The sequence below is a fragment of the Streptomyces sp. NPDC001832 genome (genome assembly GCF_040297265.1).
Classification (GTDB): Bacteria; Actinomycetota; Actinomycetes; order Streptomycetales; family Streptomycetaceae; genus Streptomyces.
Map to the genome: position 1 here is coordinate 82976 of NZ_JBEOYU010000025.1, position 14202 is coordinate 97177.

The 14202-nt window shown below is 66.3% G+C and carries 8 protein-coding genes and 1 pseudogene; 5 read left to right on the top strand and 4 right to left on the bottom strand.

Annotated features, from left to right (window positions below; genetic code table 11):
- Positions 1-174: 174 nt before the first annotated feature.
- The 3 genes from ABT115_RS20200 to ABT115_RS20210 are packed head-to-tail and all read right to left on the bottom strand — an operon-like array spanning position 175 to position 6043.
- A complete protein-coding gene (locus ABT115_RS20200; RefSeq protein ID WP_351791473.1) occupies positions 175-4890 on the bottom strand; it encodes a putative T7SS-secreted protein in 4716 nt (1571 codons plus the stop codon).
- The gene (locus ABT115_RS20205) at positions 4890-5537 is read right to left on the bottom strand and encodes a hypothetical protein (RefSeq protein ID WP_351791476.1); all 648 of its coding nucleotides are present in this window, start codon (positions 5535-5537) and stop codon (positions 4890-4892) included. Before ABT115_RS20205 ends, ABT115_RS20200 begins: the two co-directional genes overlap by 1 nt.
- Entirely contained in the window at positions 5534-6043 is a 510-nt protein-coding gene (locus ABT115_RS20210) for an SseB family protein (RefSeq protein WP_351791478.1), read from the bottom strand. Before ABT115_RS20210 ends, ABT115_RS20205 begins: the two co-directional genes overlap by 4 nt.
- A 203-nt stretch (positions 6044-6246) precedes the next feature.
- Between ABT115_RS20210 and ABT115_RS20215 the strand changes: the two genes are divergently transcribed.
- The 4 genes from ABT115_RS20215 to pglX all read left to right on the top strand — a co-directional run bounded on the left by ABT115_RS20215 (position 6247) and on the right by pglX (position 13482).
- Positions 6247-6732 (top strand): hypothetical protein, encoded by a 486-nt coding sequence (locus ABT115_RS20215; protein WP_351791481.1) that lies wholly within the window; start codon positions 6247-6249, stop codon positions 6730-6732.
- Positions 6729-8111: a KGGVGR-motif variant AAA ATPase gene (locus ABT115_RS20220; RefSeq protein ID WP_351791484.1), complete on the top strand. Its 1383-nt coding sequence runs from the start codon at positions 6729-6731 to the stop codon at positions 8109-8111. Before ABT115_RS20215 ends, ABT115_RS20220 begins: the two co-directional genes overlap by 4 nt.
- A complete protein-coding gene (locus ABT115_RS20225; protein WP_351791487.1) occupies positions 8108-9583 on the top strand; it encodes a hypothetical protein in 1476 nt (491 codons plus the stop codon). Before ABT115_RS20220 ends, ABT115_RS20225 begins: the two co-directional genes overlap by 4 nt.
- A 101-nt stretch (positions 9584-9684) precedes the next feature.
- Positions 9685-13482, top strand: coding sequence for a BREX-2 system adenine-specific DNA-methyltransferase PglX (pglX, locus tag ABT115_RS20230; RefSeq protein WP_351791490.1), 3798 nt, complete (start codon positions 9685-9687; stop codon positions 13480-13482).
- A gap of 59 nt (positions 13483-13541) precedes the next feature.
- Here the strand turns inward: pglX and ABT115_RS20235 are convergent, their stop codons facing one another.
- Positions 13542-13808 (bottom strand): winged helix-turn-helix domain-containing protein, encoded by a 267-nt coding sequence (locus ABT115_RS20235; protein WP_351791493.1) that lies wholly within the window; start codon positions 13806-13808, stop codon positions 13542-13544.
- Positions 13809-13991: 183 nt separating this feature from the next.
- On the opposite strand from ABT115_RS20235, the pseudogene ABT115_RS20240 reads away from it, so the two are divergent.
- A pseudogene (locus ABT115_RS20240) lies at positions 13992-14202 on the top strand (hypothetical protein); the annotation flags it as partial.

A 14202-nucleotide genomic window follows, 5' to 3' on the forward strand; every position in this document is an offset into this window, starting at 1 on the left:
TGTCGGCTCTACATCTACTCCCGTCACGAAACGAATGGCAGTTACGGGGGAGGGTGCCGAAGCGGGCACTGCTCCCTCGATTACTGTCAAACTGCAAGCATGCAGGGTGTGTAGCCAATCCGGGGCCGTATCTTTGGGCATCCCCGAGCCTTCTTCCCGAAATGATAGATGTGTTCAGTTTCCTTCATAAAAGAAGTGGTGATCCCCTCCGGGCTTATTTATTTTTCCGTACCGCTCCATATCTTCAGGATACCCGAAACTTCCATCGGAACGCTGGACCCTGCTGTTGTCCCAGCCGAAGTTCACCAAGCTGCGAGTGTCGTCGATCTTAGGCTTCCCGGCATGAAAATGCGTACCCGCCGGGTCAAAAAGATGTTCCACGACGACGCGAGATCCCTGAGGTGTTTCAAATTGCCGAAAATTTCCCCAGTGGCTCTCGTCCTTCGAGTACGTGTACCCGGGAGCGTGTTTCAGGTTCTTGTCCCCGGTCACTGTCCACTCGGCAATCGGCGTCTCTCCGTAGGGCACGCCTGCGGCTTCGAATGCAGCTTTCTCTGCGTCTTCCCTCTTCTTGAACGGGTTGCTCCGTTCTCCCTTCGGCGGGCAAGGCGACAGTCCTAGGGGGTCTGTCGAAGTACGCGGATCAGAGACATACGTGGTCGGATTGGGAGCGGGCGCGAGCCCCAGTGGGTCGGCGGTGAGGAACCTCCCTGTTGCGGGGTCGTAATGCCGGAAGTAGTTGTAGTGCAGGCCTGTTTCGGGGTCGAAATACTGACCGGGGAAGCGGAGCGGTGTATAGGTGGTGCTGGAAGTGGCCCAGGTGGTGGTGCCCCACAGGGTGCTGCGGGTGTGCCAGGCCAGGGTTCCCGATTCGTCGACGAGTTGGGTGGGAGTACCGATGAGATCAGTGATGATGGCAAAGAAGCGTTCGTCGACCGCTTCACTATCGGTCGAAAGAATCCGTTCCGTCTGTGTCAGAGGCCGGAAGCCGTCGTGATCCCAGGTGAGGGCGACCTTGTGGGGCAGCGACTCAGTGCTCGTGATCTGTTCGCACAGGGTGGTCCCGTCCCAGGTGAACGAGGTTTCCTCCACAACTTCCCCACCCTCGGCCGACACTCGTTGTTTGGTGACGCGGCGGCCGAGTGGGTCGTACACGTAGCGCCAGCAGGTGCCGTCAGGAGTGATGACTGACGTGAGCCGGTCTTCGGAGTTCCAGGTGTATCGCCAGGTTTCCGGTGCCTGTGACAGGCGGGTCTTCTGACGCAGGGCGACGCGGCCCTGAGCGTCGTGTTCGTAGCGCACGCGACCGGCACGAGTGATGCGGGTGCCGGTGTAGGTGCGTTGCCCTGTGGCTTCGTGGCCGGGGTGACTGGTGGGCCAGTCCGCTTGGGTCTGGTTGCCCGCTTCGTCATAGGCGTAGGTTTCGGTCCAGCCCGCACCGCTGACCCGGGTGACCCGCCCTGCGAAGTCCAGGCTGAACCGGCGGTTGCCGGATAGGGCGTCCTGGATCCCGACGAGGCTGCCATCCGCCCGGTAGGTGTAAGCACGGTGCTGGAGGTCTTGGCCTCGTACGGATACGTGTTCATCCACGAGGCGGCCCACGATGTCGTACTCGTGCTGGACGCTGATTGCCTCATTGATGTGCCGAGCGGTCTCCTGCCCGGCTGAGTCATGGGTGAAGGCCAGGGTCCGGCCCGAGCTGGTGAGTGTGCTGCGGCGCCCGGCGGCGTCATAGGTCCAGGTACTTCTTGTGCCCGTGGGGGTTGTGCGGGAGATGCGTCGGCCCAGAACGTCATGGTCGTAAGTGAGCGTGCGTCCGTTCACGCTCTCGGATCGCAGAAGACCCCGCCGGTCGCGCATGCGGGTAAGCGTGACATCAGGGCCGACCGCATGTGCGAGCTGGTCGAAAATATCGTATTCGAAAGTGGTTACTGCGCCGTCCGCGCTTTTTCGTAGCAGCTGCCCGAGTTCATTGTGCTCGTAATGGACTGTTTGACCGAGGCCATTGGTACGTGCTGTCAGTCGCCCCGCCGCGTCATGGTTGTAGACGAGTGTGCGCCCATCGAAGTCGGTCTCCGCAGTCAGGCGACCGTTGTGATCGTACGTGTAGTCCCAAGTCAAGCCCTTGGGGTTTGTTACCCGAGTTAGGCGCAAGTTGGTGTCATGAGTGAACTCGTAACGCGCTCCGTCCGGGCCGGTGCGCGCCACAAGCAAGTCGAAATCCGTGTACTCGAAATGACTGACGAGCCCCAAGGCGTTGGTATGTGAGAGGCAGTTGCCTTCGCCGTCGTAGGTCCAGTTCTCCGTGCTGCCATCCGGATCGGCACGCCGGGCCGTCAGGCTCTCGACGGTCCATTGGTAACGGGTGACCGCTCCTAGCGCATCGGTGACCACGACGGGGCGACCGAATGCATCACGCCTGCAACCAGCAGTCGCTCCAAGCGGGTTGGTGATCTCGACAGGCAGTCCTGCCCTGTCGTTGCGCAGGTGTGTGGTGTGACCAAGAGCATCGGTCACCGAGGTGAGATGGCCGGCCTCGTCGTACAGGAACCGGGTGGTCGCGTGTGATCCATCGATGACCGAGGTGCGATTGCCGTGCTCGTCGTAGGTCTGGCGCACGACCGTTCCGTCCATACCCGTAACCTTCACAGGCAGGCCGAGATCGTTGTATTCGGCGGTGGACCGCCGGCCGTCCGGGCGGACAGCAACAATCAACCGGCCGGCTTCGTCGTACGTGTACCGGCTGGTGTGCCCCAGCGGATCCGTTTGTGACAGTAGTCGGTTGTAGCGGTCGTACTCGAAGTGGGTGGTATGACCAAGAGCATCGGCCTCGGCGACGACCTGGCAAATGTCGTTGATCAGGAACCGACTGGTGTGGCCGAGGCCGTCGGTCATGGACGTCATGCGCAGGCCGGTGGCGGGGTCGGTGTCGTCCCAGGTGAAGTGGGCTTCCAGGTGACCATTCGTACCCGACTGGTACACGCAGCGGTCGTGTTCGTCGTAGACGTACTCGTACCGACTGTCGTTGGTGTCCGTCCATGACGTGATGCGGCCGTGTTCGTCGTAGCCGAAGCGCAGTGGCTTGCCGGAGGAGTTGGTGACTTCGGTGAGGTGGCCGTCGGTGTAGCCGTAGCGGAGGATTTCCTGGTCGGTGCCGTCGGGGGCGGCGCCTGCCAGGTGCAGGGCGGTGACCCGGCCGTCGTTCGTGGTGAGTTTCAGGTGGTAGCCGCCGTGGTGCACGATCGACGTCGGGGCACCTGTCTCGTCGTACTCGAAGGTGATCCAGCGGCCGTTGCGGTCGTCGATCTGCGCCAGGAGCGCCAGCTCCCCGTTGGGGTGGTCGACGAAGTGCCGGACCCGGCCGGTTTCCGGGTCGGTGATGGTGTAGCCGTCGTCCACCCGGTCCAGGGGCCAGCGGCGTCCGTGCGTGGGCATGACGGGGACGCCGGGTGCGGGGTGGGGGTAGGCGAGCAGGCTGCCTTCGGCGCAGCTGAACACCACGCCTTCCGCGTCGATCTCCAGGTGCTGGTCGATCGTGCTCGACCAGCCGGTGCCGAACCAGCGGCCGGCTCGGTAGGAGGAGTCGAAGACGCGCTCGAAGACAAGAGGCAGCGATCCTGGCAGCGTGATGTCCGTCTGCGGGAGCAGCATGCGGCCGGTCGCGACGTCGACGGGGTCTCCGGCGCACTTGACGTCGCTGCACTTCTTCGAATTGGAGTCGGGGTTCTTTTCGTGGCCGTGCCGGTTCTTGCCCGTTGGGTGTTTGAGGAGGTCTTTCATGCCGGCCCGCAGGCCGCCCTTGATCAGGCCGCCGCCTTTGGTGCCGATGAGTTCGGGGACGAGTCGGCCGATGAATTCGGAGGGGTCGCCCTTGGCGGCGTCCCAGGCGTTCTTGAGGGCGCGGTCGGGGTTGGCGGCGGTGGAGACGAGGCCGGCGAGCGTCATGTGGACGCCCTTGAGGTACTCGGCCGGGTGTGTGAGGTTGTAGGGGTCGGTGGGGTTGACAGAGCGGACGAAGTTCACTAGCCCGGCGGTGCCTTTGATGACTCCGCCGCCGAAGTGGGCGAGTTCGATGCCCTGGCCGATCTCGTGGTCGATGAACTCTTGTTTGGCACGGTCCAGGCCGGTGGGTTCCTTCGGGGCGTGTGCCATTGCAGCGGTGATCGCGCCCTTGGCCGCTTCGGCTGCCTCGTTGCGTGCTTGCCGCGCGTGTTGCAGGATCTCCTGCGCGTGTTGCCGTTTGGCCGCCCCCGGATCGGAGAACTTCCCCGGGTGCGGAAGCGGGTGATCGGTGTTGCGGACCGCGTTGTACGCTGCCGCCTTCTCCCGGAACGCGGCAGCGGCCGTCTCGTAGTCCTGCTTGCCCTCCTTGTAGAGAGCGATCGCCTCACGGGCCTTGGCCTGCGCGCTGGTGACCGTCCCGGCATACGTCTCCAGCGCCTTGGCCGCGTCCTCGAACGCATCCGCCGCACGCAGCCAGTCCGTGGGCAGGGTCTCGAACTTCGCCCGGAAGGCATCGGCGGCCTCACCCTTCCAGTGACCGGAGTCGAGCTTCTTCATCCCGCCGCCGACGAGATCGAACGCCCGCTGAAAATCGCGGAGGTTCCTCACCGTGGCGGCGATCTTCTCGGGCCTGCCGTGGATCAGCTCGTCGGCTTCTTCGGTCTGTCCGAGCTGCTTCTCACCGACCTCCGCGCCCAGCGAGGACGCGGTCTCGTCCCCCCAGTCCTCGACCGCGTCCGCCCAGTCGTCGGCGCCGACCTTCTCCAGACCGGCGCCAACGAAATCGGTGCCCTTGTCGATCCCCTCGCCGACGAACTCCTTGCCCTTGTCGACCAGCTTGCCCGCACCGTCGTAAAGATCCCCGCCGAGCTTCCCCCAGTCCACCATCAGCGACTCTCCCCCCACCGCGGCTGCTCAGCCTGATCAATCGTCTCCTGCGACGGATCAAGCTGCTCCTTGAGCCGCTCGTCCGCCGCTGCCCGCACCGCCGGGTCCACCAGCCCCGACCGTTCCATCGAGTCGAGCGCGGAGTCCTCCACGTCGTAGGCGGTGTCCTTCCAGGTCTGCTTCACCTCTTCACCCGCCTTCAGCATCGACTCCGCGCTCCAGTCCGGGTCGTCGTACGCGGACTGCTTGCTGATCGTGTCCCAGCTCATCGTCTTGACCTCGTCCTCGGACAGGTGCGGGTTCCCGTTCAGGGAGTTCACGCCGATCTTGAACGAGTCCTTGACGTACTGCTCCTGCTCCGCGAAGGAACCCGCCGACAGCCCTATCCCCAGGGCAAAGTTGTTGCCCTTCTGCGTCAGGGCGCGCACCCCCCACTCCCAGCGGTTGCAGAACGTCTCGAACTGCGATGTCAGCCCGCCGTGCCCCAACTCCAGGCCCGACAAAGCGAGATCCGAGAAGCCCCGCCCCATCGACGCCTGCCCGATCATGCCGAGATCCTTCAACTCGGCATGCGCCAGATCGATCCCCTTCGCGATCGCAGCCAACGCCTCGGGCGGCACCTGAAGATCAGAACTCTTCCCGCTCACTGCATCCCCCCGAGATCCACCGCGACCGCGTCCGGCACGATGCCCGCCACCGGCGGAAACAACATCCCGCCGTCCTCACTGCCCGCATCCAGCGCCACCCCCGCCGGCCCCGGCAGCAACGGCACCATCACATCCAGCAACCGCGCCCCCAGCACCGCCTGATACGTCCACTCCCGCTCGGCATCCCCACGAGCCCGCGCGAACCGGGCCAGCGCCTTCTCGTCCGAGAACGCACAGATCCAGCGCACCCCGTTCTGCTCCGCCGACCACAGATCCCCCGCCTCATCCAGCGGCACCAGCACCGCCGTACGCCGGAACTCACCCAGCAACACAGCAAACTCATGCCGAGCCGCCACCGCCGGATCATCCTCCGGCGTCTTGGCAGGGGTTGGTTCCGGTGCCTCATGCAGTGCGGAAGACGTCTCGTCAGCAGGCCAGTCGGCCAAGTCGGCGATCTTCGAACGCCGGACAGGCGGCTCCGCTATGTCATCCCCGTTATCGAACACGCGTCGAATGCTGCCACGGCGTCCTTCCCGGCAGCAACGAACAAAATGGCCGTCCGACCGATATCCGCTCCACGCATTGCGAGGGCCGGCCGTGCGGCAGTCGTCACCTCGGCCAACCGGTCGGGCCCGGGGGTGCCCCGGTGATGGGCGTTCGCCTCACAACTTCCCTTCCTGGGAGCGGAGATCGGCCTAGGATCACCTCTGTGCCGGAACCCACCCAGGAAGACCACTTCGCCTCGGCCGCGACGCGGCACTTCCACGACGGCGACTACCTCCGCAAGGGCAGTCGCCTGCCGTCCGCCGATCACCTCTACGGCTTCGCGGCGGAATGTGCGGTCAAGAGCCTGCTGCTGCGCTTCACGGAGGTGGCGATCGGGCCTCTGGAGGGTGAGGAGAAGCCGTCGGCCAAGCCGCGGGTCAGGCACCCGGAGGACTCCGAGCGAATCATCGAGTTCGGTCACGTCAATGAACTGGTGCGGGAGATCAAGCTGTTCGCGAGCGGTCGGTCCGGCGCACCGCTCCATGCCCTGCTCGACAGTGACCTGCGGGTGTTCAAGAAGTGGAACGTCAAGTACCGCTACTACGACGGCGGCTGGGTTCAGTCCGATGTGGTGGACAAGCGCCGGGACGCCGCGCACCGCATACTCGTCCTGCATGAACAGGCCCTGATCAACAGAAGGCTCCCGTGACCCCCTCCTCCTTCCCCGTGCGCTTCGACGAGGCTCGGGAGCACGCGTTCGCCATCGCTCGTGCGGCAGCGGGGGAGGGCTTCCCCGTCCTCCTGGTCCGGGACGTGCTCGGCTGTTTCACCCTCATCGTCGACGACGAGGACCGCGAGGAGGCGGCGGCCGGGCTGCGGGCGTCCTGGGAGGCGGAGTTCGAGGACCGCATCGGCCGCTACCGGTCCGACCGGGTGGTGCTCCTCGCCTCGCAGATGTTCTCGGCGGAAGCGCTGCTGAACTCCCCGCGTGCGGTGGACGATCCGCAGGGGCCGGCCGCCGCGGGTTCGGTCCGCTTCCTCGACAACACGGTCGTCGGCGAGGACTGGGCCAGGGTGAGCACGCCCGCGCCGGAACCAGGCAGCACCCGCACCCACCGCACGGTGCTGTACGGGTTCAAGGGCGGCGTCGGCCGTTCGACGGCCACGGCGATGCTCGCCCGTCACCTGGCCGACCGGGGCCACGCCGTCCTGGTGGTCGACCTGGACCTGGAGTCGCCGGGTGCCGGCCCGCTGCTGATGGGCAAGGAGCTGCCCCGTCACGGTCTCGTCGACTACCTGGTGGAGGCCGCGGTCGGCAACGAGGAGGGCCTGGAGTTCATCACCCGCTCGACCTACACCCCGCGCCGTTCGGGCGACAGCATCGGCGAGTTGTGGGTGGCCCCGGCCCGGGGACGCGACTCGGAACCGGGAGAGGTGACGTACGGGTACGTCGACAAGCTGAACCGCGTCTACGCCGACACCCCTGACGCACCGTTCGCGACCCGTCTGGAGCACGCGGTGCGTGCCTGTGAGGACGCGGTGGCACGCGACGGCGACCACGAGCGGCGTCCCGACGTGGTGCTGCTGGACAGCAGGGCCGGTATCCACGACATCGCCGCTGTCGCCATCTCCCGGGTCTGTGACCTGGCCCTGCTGTTCGGCACGGACAACGCCCAGACGTGGAGCGGGTACAGGGACCTGTTCACCGCCTGGCAGTTGTCGGGCCAGGCCTCGCGCATCCGCGAGAAACTGGGCATGGTCGCCTCGATGGTGCCCGACTCCGTGCACTATCCCCTGGAGTCCTACCTGGAGCGCTTCCGCGCCCACGCCTACGAGTGCTTCGAGACCCTGTACGACGAGGTCGCGGCGGACGAGGTGCAGGACGGCGCGCTGAACGACGAGTCCGCTCCGCACTGGGCCGTCCCGATCCTGTTCGAACCGGGCCTGGTGGGCATGGACGCGGCCGAGGCGCCGGGCTGGCAGGACCGTCGCTTCGTCGGGGCCGCGTACGGTGAGTTTCTGAAGACCACGACCCGGCGCATCGAGTACGACCTGCGGGGGCGCACGGACCAGGAAGGACCCCGATGACGGCCGAGGCCCCGCCCACCGCCGCCGAGTACCGCGACCTGCTGTCGACGGCGCTGGAGGAGGCCCCTTACGCCGACACCCGGGCGCCGTCCGCGCACACCCTGTTCATGCCGGACTCGCACCGCACCGCCCTGTACGTCGACACGACGGTGGTGCCGGGCGGCCGAGGCGTCGGCAAGACCTTCTGGTACCGCTCGCTGCTCGACGAGGGCCTGCGCGATCTCGCCGCCGCCGAGTACCGCATCAGCCGGCTGCGCCGCCTCACGGTCTCACCCGGCCACGGCCTGGACATGCGGTCCGAGTGCTACCCGGGCCCCCAGATCCTGCGGAGCCTGGTGGAGTCCGGCGACACGTACGACATCTGGTACGCGGTGCTGCTGACCGCCCTGGGCCAGGAGGAGCTGCGCGCGCTGACCGACTGGTCCGACAAGGTCGCCTGGGTACGGGCCAATCCGGAACCGGCCCAGCGCACGGTCGAGCGGGCGGACCGGGAGGCGTACGAGAAGAACCTCGTCCACCTGCTGCTCTTCGACGCCCTGGAGCACCTGCACACCGATCGCGAACAGGCGGACCGGCTGGTCGGCGGCATCCTGCGGCTGGCCCTGCAGATGCGCTTCGGCACCCGGAACATTCGGCTCAAGGTGTTCATCCGCCCGGACATGTTCGACTCGGCCCGGCAGCACTTCCCGGACGCCTCGAAGCTGTCGGGTTACGCGGCCGAGCTGACCTGGACCCGGGCCGACCTGTACGGGCTGCTCTTCCACTGCCTGGGGAACGAGGACGGCGAGACGGCCCGGCGCTTCCGGCGGATCACCGGGGGCTGGGAATCCGACCCCGAGGGCACCCGGCACGTCCCGCCGCTGCTGCTGCGCAACGACGAGGAGTCGCAAACCCTGCTGTTCGAGCAGATCGCGGACCCTTTCATGGGCAGCAACTTCCGTAAGGGCAGGCCGTACACCTGGTTGCCGAACCATCTGATGGACGGTCAGGGAAGGATCAGTCCGCGCAGTTTCCTCCAGGCCCTTCTGACTGCGGCCGAGGGCACGCACACCGGCTACCGGAACCATGACCGGGCCCTGCATCAGGAGGCGATCCGCACGGGGGTGCAGAAGGCTTCGCAGCGGCGGGTCGACGAGGTCAGCGAGGACACACCGTGGGTGGAGTTGGCGATACGGTCGCTCGCGGGCTGCCAGGTGCCCATCGAGAAGCAGACGGTGCTGGACATGTGGACGGAGGCGAATCTCCCGGCCGAACTGGCGAAGGACTCCGCCCGGTACGCCCAGGTCGACGAACCCCGCCTGGTGCGGACCGGCCCCCGGCATCCGGACGATCTGCCCCGGCTGATCGATGAGTTGGAGGCTCTCGGCGTCATGACCCCGCCACGGCGTGACGGGCGTCTGGACCTTCCCGACGTGTATCGGATCGCGTTCGGGCTGGGACGCCGGGGCGGGGTGCCGCGCCCGAAGGTGTAGCCCGGCGGCTGGCTGCTGTTCCGGGCGATGGTGCTGGCAGGATGGGCGGATGCGCCGTGACCGCACGGCGGGCTTGTCGGGGATGGGAAGAGGTTCCGCCGGTGTCGTCTGAGGAAGCCCGTACGACGACGGGCGCGTCGCAGGGCCGCGAGGCGATGTTCGACGATCTGCTCAAGGACTTACAGAAGCAGGTCGTGCTGCTGGAGGAGGACCTCCGGGAGAGGGCGCGGGAAGAGCAGTTCAGCGGGTCGCTGTGGGCCGAGTACGAGCGGGCCGTGGCGTCGCAGCGTACGGCCACGGATTACGTTCCGTGGCTCGAAGAACGCCTGGTGCAGATCGCCGCCGCCTGGGTCCTGGCCTGCGTCTTCGTCCGTTTCAGCGAGGACAACGGGCTGATCCCGGACGCCTGGCTGTCCGGCCCCGGTGAGCGGCTGCTGGAGGCCCAGGACCGGCACGAGGAGTACTTCCGGCAGTACCCCGAGCAGAACGACCGCGACTGGCTGAAGGCATCCTTCGACGCCCTCGCCGACGCCCACCCCACCGCGAAGGGTCTCTTCGACGAGCGCCACAACCCGATGGGCGAGGTCACGCCGTCGTACGAGGCAGCCGCCCGGCTGCTGGCCTTCTGGCGCGAGCGCGGCTCGGACAACGACGTCCGCTACGACTTCACCGACTCCGAGCTGAACACCCGCTTCCTCGGCGATCTCTACCAGGACCTCTCCGAGCACGCCCGCAAGACCTACGCCCTGCTCCAGACCCCGGTCTTCGTGGAGGAGTTCATCCTCGACCTGACGCTGGAACCGGCCGTGGAGGAATTCGGCCTCGACCCGGTGTGGAAGCACAAGCCGGACGGCTGGCGCGGTGAGTTGGACGAGGACGGGCAGGTACGGGGCCTGCGCTGCATCGACCCCGCGTGCGGCTCGGGCCACTTCCTGCTCGGCCTGTTCGAGCGCATCCTCGCCAAGTGGCGCGAGGAGGAGCCGGGTACGGACGCGTGGGTGCTCATCCGCCGCGCGCTGGAGTCCGTGCACGGCGCCGACAAGAACCCGTACGCGGCCTCCATCGCCCGTTTCCGGCTGCTGGTCGCCGCGCTGAAGGAGGCCGGGGTACGCGAACTCCGGCGGGCCCCTGCCTTCCCCATCCGGATCGCGGTGGGGGACTCGCTGCTGCACGGCCGGGAGGCCGGCCAGGAGGATGGGCAGACCTTCGACGACATCGTCGAGCACGAGGTCTTCACATACCGGGCGGAGGACGTCAAGGAATACGTCGAGAGCACGGACCTGCTGGGGCGCGGTTCGTACCACGTGGTGGTCGCCAATCCGCCGTACATCACGGTCAAGGACAAGCAGGAGAACCAGAACTACCGGGATGTGTACTGGGCTTGCTCGCGTCAGTACGCGTTGTCGGTGCCGTTCGCGCAGCGGATCTTCGAGCTGGCGATCCGGTCGGGCGGTGACCAGCGGAACGGCGGCTTCACCGGGCAGATCACCTCGAACTCCTTCATGAAGCGGGAGTTCGGGAAGGTGCTCATCGAGTCGTTCTTCCACGGTGGTCCGTACAAGGACCCGAAGAGTAAGCGGAAGCGTGACTTCGGGGGTGTGGAGCTGTCCCACATCATCGACACGTCCGGGGCCTACATTCCGGGGCATGGGACGCCGACGGTGATCCTGGCCGGACGGAACCAGATGGCACGGCAGGCGGAGCCGATCCGGGCGGTGCTGGGGGTACGAGGGGAATCGGGTGTGCCGGACGATGCTGTGCAGGGGCGAGTCTGGCAGGCGATTGTCAGGCAGGTTGGGAAGTCTGGGAGTGAGTCGAGCTGGGTCTCGGCGGAGGACGTTGAGCGTGCTCGATTTTCCATGTTCCCCTGGACGCTGTCCGGGGGTGGGGCCCATAGTGTTATGAGTGCGATCGAGCAGGCTCCTGGGCGCCTGGGGGGATTTGTAGCGGAGATCGGTCGCACCACGCACACGGGGCTTGACGAGGCGTACTACATGCCGCCGTCTGCTGCTGACACCCGCCAGCTGTCATCAGGCACAGTGCCAGTCATTCTGGGTGAAGAAGTTCGTGAGTATGCGATTCATCCAAGCACTTGCACTTTCTTTCCTTACACGACGATCGCTCCCGCGAGTATCAGGGGGCGGGCGAGGGATATCGACGTCCCGGAACGTCGATATCTCTGGCCCAACCGCACAGCTCTTCGTGAGCGGATGGACTTCGCAGAGACTCCGGAACAGCGTGGGCTCCGCTGGTTTGATCACAGTATGTTTTTCCCGAGGAGGTATCGGGAGCCACTCTCTGTCGCTTTCGCTTTTGTGGCAACGCACAACCACTTCGTGTTGGACCGGGGTGGGAAGGTTTTCAAGCAGTCCGCGCCGGTGATCAAGCTGCCGGAGGGGGCGACCGAGGAGCAGCATCTTGAGTTGATGGGGGTGCTGAATTCTTCGGCGGCTTGCTTCTGGTTGAAGCAGGTGAGCCAGGGCAAGGGCAACCGGGGTGGTGAGCGATCGACGGGGCGCTGGGCTTGGGAGGAGTATTTTGAGTTCACCGGCACGAAGCTCCAGGAGTTCCCTCTTCCTGCAGACCTCCCTCTCGCTCTCAGTCGTGAACTCGACTCACTCGCCCAGGAGCTGGCTGGATACGAGCCTTCCGCTCTCTGCGCATCCGGTGTTCCAACTCGCGCCAGTCTCAGCGAAGCCTTCAAGGCTCAGGAAAGCATTCGTTCGCAGATGGTCCTCTTGCAGGAGGAGCTGGATTGGACTGTGTACGGGGCTTATGGGCTCATCTCGGCTAGGGACATCGAGCTGACCACGCTACCCGGCGGCCTGGTCGGCGAGGGTCTGCCTCAGCTGTCTCTGGGACAACGCGCCTTCGAAATCGCTATGAGGCGGGAAGCGCCCGACGGTGAGTCCGAGAACGCCTGGTTCGCATTGCACAAGGGCTTCCCTACCACCGAGATCCCTGCCGCTGCCGACTGGCCCGAGGCATACCGCAAGGTCGTCCAAGCGCGGCTCGACATCATCGAGTCGAACAAGGACATCCGGCTGCTGGAGCGCCCCGAGTACAAGCGGCGCTGGTCCACTGAATCCTGGGAGAAGCGTGAGGACGCTGCTCTCCGTGCCTGGTTGCTCGATGCCGCCGAGCGCAAGGACCTGTGGTTCGAGGAGCGCAACGACTACATCGCGCCCCGCACCCTCTCCGTGTTCCAGCTTGCCGACGCCCTGCGGCACGACGAGGACGTCCAGGCCGTCGCCGCGCTCTACGCTGCCGACCACCTCGACAACCGTGACGCCTCGCTCGCCACCGTGCTCGCGGCCGTCATCGAGGCCGAACACGTCCCCTACCTCGCCGCTCTCCGCTACAAGGAGCCCGGCCTGCGCAAGCGTGAGCAGTGGGAGCGTGTGTGGGAGCGGCAGAGGGAGGAGGACCGGACCGGAGAGCGGCTGGACATCAAGGTTCCGCCGAAGTACACCGGCGCCGACTTCCTTAAGCACTCGTACTGGTCGAACCGCGGGAAGCTCGACGTGCCCAAGGAACGGTTCGTCTCGTATCCCGGTGCTTCCACGGACAATGACCCGTCCCTCCTGCTTGGTTGGGCCGGCTGGAATCACCGAGACCAGGCCGAGGCTCTGGTGAACCTGCTCATGGACCGTTCCTCGGTGGACGGTTGGAGCAAGGACGATCCGCGCTTCCTCCCGCTGCTCGCCGGGCTTCAGGAGATCATGCCGTGGGTCCACCAGTGGTACGACGCGTACGACGAGGAGTGGGGTGACAACCCCGCCCAGGAATTCCAGACCGCGCTGAACCGTGGCCGTGCGGACCGCAACCTGTCACAGGACGACCTCCGCGCCTGGCGCCCGGAGAAGAAGAGGGCCGGCCGGAAGAAGGCCGCCCAGTAGGGCGTGGGCCGACGATCGAAGGGGCCTTCAGGCAGAGACGCATGAAGGCCCCCAGACCATCAGGTGGTCTTGCTCTCGTCCGGCTCGCCGGTGGCTGCCTCCGGAGCCCCGATCACGTACGTCCCCTTCGCGGGCAGAGTCGCGACGAGTCCGCGCCTGCGTAGTTCCACGATGGCACGACGTACGGTTCCGATGCTCACCCCGTGTAGCTCTGTCATGGCGCGCTCGCCGGGCAGGGCAGCGCCCTGCGGGAGCTTGCCGGACGCGATGTCGGCGGCGATGGCGTCGGCGAGTTTGACGTACTCGTAGCGCGGTAGATCGCTCATCTCTCAACAGTGGCGCACTGCGGCGCAGCACACAGGGTCAGGGAGCGGTGAACCGCGTCCGGACGCGGTATTTGGCTGAGGGGTGCAGGGGGACGCGGTTGGGGTATGGTCGAGATGACAAGACCCCGGCGAGGTGGACAAGACCTCCCGGGGCATGGCCAACGCTGAACAAGGAGCGTCGACATGTACGACCTTATCCGCCGGATCACCGCATGGCTGGCGAGGCTGATCCTCGGCCCTTGCACCGGCCGCCACCGTGCCGGTACCGCCCCCGCGTACCCCGTAACCGCCCCCGCCCGCCGCCCCGGCACACTCCGCCCCCGTCTCACCGTCCACCTCCCTGCCCTCCGGTCGCCGTACGGGCTGGACCACGCGCTCGACGGTGGGGCGAGCG